4 protein-coding genes are annotated in these 5,396 nt (G+C 71.0%); all 4 read left to right on the plus strand.

Features of this window, described 5'->3' with window-relative positions; all coding sequences use genetic code 11:
- Positions 1-2,276, plus strand: a 2,276-nt coding sequence (gene tssH / locus B8115_RS02475; protein WP_010626162.1) for a type VI secretion system ATPase TssH, incomplete at its 5' end; no start/stop codon positions are given.
- A 3-nt stretch (positions 2,277-2,279) separates the two neighbouring features.
- Positions 2,280-3,884, plus strand: a complete 1,605-nt coding sequence (locus B8115_RS02480) for a sigma-54-dependent Fis family transcriptional regulator (RefSeq protein WP_010626163.1) — start codon at positions 2,280-2,282, stop codon at positions 3,882-3,884.
- Entirely contained in the window at positions 3,881-4,534 is a 654-nt protein-coding gene (gene vasI / locus B8115_RS02485; RefSeq protein WP_010626164.1) for a type VI secretion system-associated protein VasI, read from the plus strand. Before B8115_RS02480 ends, vasI begins: the two co-directional genes overlap by 4 nt.
- A gap of 7 nt (positions 4,535-4,541) precedes the next feature.
- Positions 4,542-5,396, plus strand: an 855-nt coding sequence (locus tag B8115_RS02490) for a TssA family type VI secretion system protein (protein ID WP_010626165.1), incomplete at its 3' end; no start/stop codon positions are given.

The following is a 5,396-nucleotide window of genomic DNA, read 5'->3' on the forward strand; positions in this document are numbered from 1 at the left end:
CCAACCGCCCGGCCCAGGCCGCCCAGGGCGACAGCGCCCTGGCACGCTTCGCCACCTCGCTTACCGAGCAGGCCCGTCGCGGCGAGCTCGACCCGGTGCTGTGCCGTGATCCGGAAATCGATCAGATGCTCGACATCCTCGGCCGCCGGCGCAAGAACAACCCCATCGTCATCGGCGATGCCGGGGTGGGAAAGAGCGCCGTGGTGGAGGGTCTCGCCGCGCGCATCGTCGAAGGTCGCGTGCCCTCGGCGCTGGCCGACGTCGAGCTGATGAGTCTCGATCTCGGCGCGCTGCAGGCCGGCGCCGCGGTCAAGGGCGAGTTCGAGAAGCGCCTCAAGGCGGTGATCGAAGAGGTCAAGGCCTCGCCCCGGCCGATCCTGCTGTTCATCGACGAGGCCCACACCCTGATCGGTGCCGGCAACCAGGAGGGCGGCGGCGACGCTGCCAATCTGCTCAAGCCGGCCCTGGCTCGCGGCGAGCTGCGCACCATCGCCGCCACCACCTGGCGCGAGTACAAGAAGTACTTCGAGAAGGACCCGGCGCTGTCCCGGCGCTTCCAGCCGGTGGCCCTGGCCGAGCCCAGCGTCGACCAGGCGCTGATGATCCTGCGCGGCCTGCGCGACACCTACGAGAACGCCCACGGCGTACTGGTCGGCGACAGCGGCCTGCGCGCCGCCGCCGAGCTTTCGGCGCGCTACCTGGCCGGCCGCCAGCTGCCCGACAAGGCCATCGACGTGCTCGATACCGCCTGTGCGCGGCTCTCCCAGGCGCTGGACACTCCGCCGCGCCGGCTCAGCCACCTCAAGAGCGAGCACATTTCCGCCCAGCGCGAGCGCGAGCAGCTCGACCGCGAACGCTTACTGGGGCGCAGCCCCGACCCGGCCCGCGAAGCCGAACTCGACGCCCGCCTGGCACGTCTGGAAGAAGAGGTCGAGCGGCTCGAGGCGGCCTGGATCGACCAGCGCGAGTGCGTCGACGCCATCATCGCGCTGCATCGTCAGCTGCTCGAAGCGGGCAATGACGACGCTGACGCCGAGCCTGCGGCTGCCGAGACCGAGGTGGCCAGCGAAGGCGTGACGGCAGCGGATGCCGCTGGCGCGAACTCTGAGGATGATCTTGAAGAAGGCCTTGAAGCAGGTGTCGCCGAGAGCCCTGAAGAGAGCGCCGGCGAGGCTGCCGATGAGGTCGCCGTCGCAGCAGCAGAAGATCCGCACGAAGCCCTGGCTCGCCACGAGGCGCGCCTGGCCGAGCTGCAGCAGGAGTTCGCCCTGGTCAACGCCAGCGTCGAGGAGGCACAGATCGCCCAGGTCATCGGCGACTGGACCGGCGTGCCGGTGGAGCGCATGACCAGCGACGAGCTGACCCGTCTCACCGAGCTGCCCGAGCATCTCGGTCGGCTGGTGCAGGGCCAGGACGTGGCCATCGAGCGCGTGCATCGCCACCTGCTCACCGCTCGTGCCGATCTGCGCCGTCCCGGCCGCCCGCTGGGTGCCTTCCTGCTGGTCGGCCCCAGCGGCGTGGGCAAGACCGAGACCGTGGTGCAGATTGCCGAGCGTCTCTACGGCGGTCGCCAGTTCCTCACCACCATCAACATGTCCGAGTACCAGGAGAAGCACACCGTGTCGCGGCTGATCGGCTCGCCGCCGGGCTACGTGGGCTTCGGCGAGGGCGGTCTGCTGACCGAGGCGATCCGTCAGCGGCCCTACTCGGTGGTGCTGCTCGACGAGGTCGAGAAGGCCCACCCGGACGTGCTCAACCTGTTCTACCAGGCCTTCGACAAGGGCGAGCTGGCCGATGGGGAAGGGCGCCTGATCGACTGCAAGAACGTGGTGTTCTTCCTCACCTCGAACCTCGGCTACGAGGCCATCGTCGCCCACGCCGACGACCCCGCGGCGCTGGACGATGCGCTCTACCCGGTGCTGGCGGGCTTCTTCAAGCCGGCGCTGCTGGCGCGCATGGAAGTGGTGCCCTACTTCCCGCTTGGCGCCGACACCCTGCGTGACATCGTGGCGGCCAAGCTCGACACCCTGGCCGAGCGTATCCGCTCGCGCCACCGTCAGGCCGAAGTGGTGCTCGACGAGGCCCTGCGCGACGCCATCTGCGTGCGCGCCACCCGCAGCGAGAACGGCGCGCGCATGCTCGAGTCGGTGATCGACGGCGAGCTGCTGCCGCCGGTGTCGCGGGCGCTGCTCGACCGCATGGCGCGGCGCGAGCCGGTGACCCGGGTGGCCCTGGGCGTCGACGAGGCGGGCGCCTTTACCGCGGAGGTGGTGTAGACGATGACGGCGAAGGCGATCGACATGCGCTGGTGCGAAGGCGACCTGCCGACGGGGCCCGGCCTCGACGGCATGGCGCGCGCGCTGGCGCTGGTCGAAAGCGCCTCGCCCGCCGAGCTGCGCGCCTGCGCCAGCGGCATTCTCCAGGCCAGCCATCAGCTGGCCTGGGTCAGCTGTCTCTACCTCGACGGCAGCGGCCGCTGGCTGGGTGGCGACGGTAGTGACGTGCGCTTCGACTGCGACGACTTCCGTCACCCCTATGCCCATGCCATTCGTCAGGGCAAGCCGCTGCGCCTTGGCCTGCTGGAGGCGCGTTCGCGGCTCGACCACGCCGACTTCCAGGCTCAGGTGGCAGCGCTTTCCGGTGGGCTGCAGCTGGTGGTGCGTCCGCTGCGGGCGCTGGACGGCAAGCGCGAGTGGCTCGGTGCCCTGGCCATGGCCGGGGAAGCGGCCACCCTCGCCCGGCTCGAGGCGGACGGCGAGTTCGCTGCCTTCGAGGCGCTGCTGTGCCGACTGTGGGCGGGGCTGACCCGCCACCAGGGCGAGCGTCAGCGTGAGGCGAGCCTGCGTCAGTCGCTGGCTCAGTTGAGCGACGGCGCCCGTCGCCAGGCCCTGGCCGAGCGGCTGGCCGCGGATCTGCTGGGTGGATCAAAGGCCATGCAGGCGCTGCGCAGCCAGGTGGTACGGGCAGCGGAAACCAACCTGGCGGTGCTGCTGCAGGGCGAGACCGGCACCGGCAAGGATCGTGTGGCCCGCGCCATCCATCGGCTCTCGGGACGGCGCGAAGGCGCCTTCATGGCGATCAACTGCGCGGCGATCCCCGAGTCGCTGCTGGAGTCGGAGCTGTTCGGTCACGTCAAGGGCGCCTTCTCCGGGGCCGACCGGGCCCGCGAAGGGCTGATCAGCCAGGCCGACGGCGGCACCCTGTTTCTCGACGAGATCGGCGACATGCCGCTGCCGCTGCAGGCCAAGCTGCTGCGGGTGCTGGAGAACGGCCGCTACCGGCCGCTGGGCTCGAGCGAGGAGCGGCGCGCCGATCTGCGCCTGGTGGCGGCCACCCACCAGCCGCTGCGCGAACGGATTCGCGACCAGCGCTTCCGGGCCGATCTCTACTACCGGCTGGGGCAGTTCCCGCTGACCCTGCCGCCGCTGCGCGAACGCAGCGAGGACATCGCCGAGCTGGCCGAAGCCTTCGTCGCCGATTTCTGCACCCGCGAGGGACGCGGCGAGATGGGCATCACCCCGGCCGCGCTGCGACAACTGCGCGAGCGCGACTACCCGGGCAACGTGCGTGAGCTGAAGAACCTGATCGACTACGCCTGCGCCATGACCCGCCCCGGCGAGGATGTCGCCCCCGAGGCGCTGCCGGCCCAGGCCGATGGCGAGGCGCAGGGCGATGACGATGGCAGCGCCTCGACGGCGCCCGCCAAGGCGAACGCCGAAAGCGTGAAGGACCTGCGTCGCGCCCTGCGCGACTACGAGGCGGAACTGATTCGCCAGCGGTTGCTGCTGTTCGACGGCAACCGCGCCCTGGCGGCCGAGAGCCTCGGCCTGCCCAAGCGCACCCTGGCACACAAGTGCCGACTGCTGGAACTGGATGCCAAATGAGTTCGACCTCTGTTTTCCGCCGCGCGCCGTGGCTGGCGCTGGCCGTGAGCCTGATCGTTGTTGCCGACGCCTGGGGCGACACCGCCGAGGCCGTGGTGGCCCAGGCCCGCGAGTGCGCGGCCGAGTCCTCGCGCCTGGAGCGGCTGGGCTGTTACGACGCTCTGTTCCTGACCCTCGACGAAGAGACAATGAGCGAAGACCTTCGCCCCGCCCTGTGGCATGCGATCAACGCCCAGGAGGCCGAGCGCGAAGGCGACGAGATGGGCCTGCTGGTGCGCGAGGAGGGCGAGGACGTTCGCATCAGCGCGCCGGCGCTGGGCAGCGTGCCGCCGCGGCCGCAGCTGGTGATCGCCTGCGAGAAGACCATCACCCGCTTCCAGCTCCACCTGCCTCAGGCGCTGGACGCGCCCCGGGTGCAGGTGCGCCTGCGGGCCGGCGGACGCGAACTGGAGCAGGTATGGCAGGCCCGCGACGGCGGCTATGTGGTCAGCGGGGGCCGGGGGCTGCCGGCCATCGCCACGCTGCAGCAGTTGCTGGACGCCGACGAACTGGTGCTGGGCAGCGATCAGGCCACTCTCGACGGCCTGCGTTTCGAGACCGCCGGGCTGCGCCAGGCGATTCAGCCGCTGCGCGACGCCTGTCGCTGGTGAGGTAGAGATGCGAATCGTCAACGAGACACAGCTGGAAGGCCTGCTGGCCGCGCTTCCCCCGGAGGGCGTGGGCAGGCCCGTGGTCGACAGCGCCGACTATGCCTGGCTCGACGAGGAGATGATGAAGATCGGCTCGCTGCAGCACGGCGGTGTCGATTGGGAGGGCGCCGAGACCCGCGCCGTGCGCCTGCTGAGCGAAACCGGCAAGGACCTCAAGGTGCTGGGCCACCTGCTGCACTGCCTGCAGCGTGGCGGCGACGGCGTGCGCTTCGCCCTCTCGCTGCGGCTGTTTGCCGGCAGTCTCGAAGGCTGGTGGAACCAGGCCTACCCCTATGCCGGCGTGCAGGGCGAGCGGCTGCGGCCACGGCTGTTCCTCCAGTTCGCCCAGCGCGCGCTGACGCTGGCGGAAACCCTCGACTTCGACAACGCCGCCGACGAGCACCAGGCCTGCGAGGGCGCCCTGGAGGCGCTGCTGGCGGCGGCCCGTGGGCTCGAACTGCCCGATGAGCCGCTGGTGGACCTGCAGCGGCTGCTGCGTCAGGCCCGCCCCAGCCAGGCCGCGGCGTCCACCGCCGCGCCGTCGCGGGAAGAGGCTTCGCCAAGTACCGCGCCGAGCGGTGCCTCTGCGCCCACGGCCAAGCTGCCCGAGATGCGTCTGGAAGCGGGCAACGAGCGCGGCAACCGGCAGGCTCTGCTGAAGATGGCCGACTTCCTCAACGAGCAGAGCCCGAGCGACCCGCTCGGCTATCGGCTGCGGCGTCACGCCATCTGGCATGCCATCCAGGCGCTGCCGGCCACCCGCGACGGCGTCCGCTCCGAGCTGGCACCGCCCGCCGCCGACCGGGTGGCGGAGTATCGCGAG

The organism is Halomonas sp. KM-1, assembly GCF_000246875.1.
GTDB classification, from domain to species: Bacteria; Pseudomonadota; Gammaproteobacteria; order Pseudomonadales; family Halomonadaceae; genus Halomonas; species Halomonas aerodenitrificans.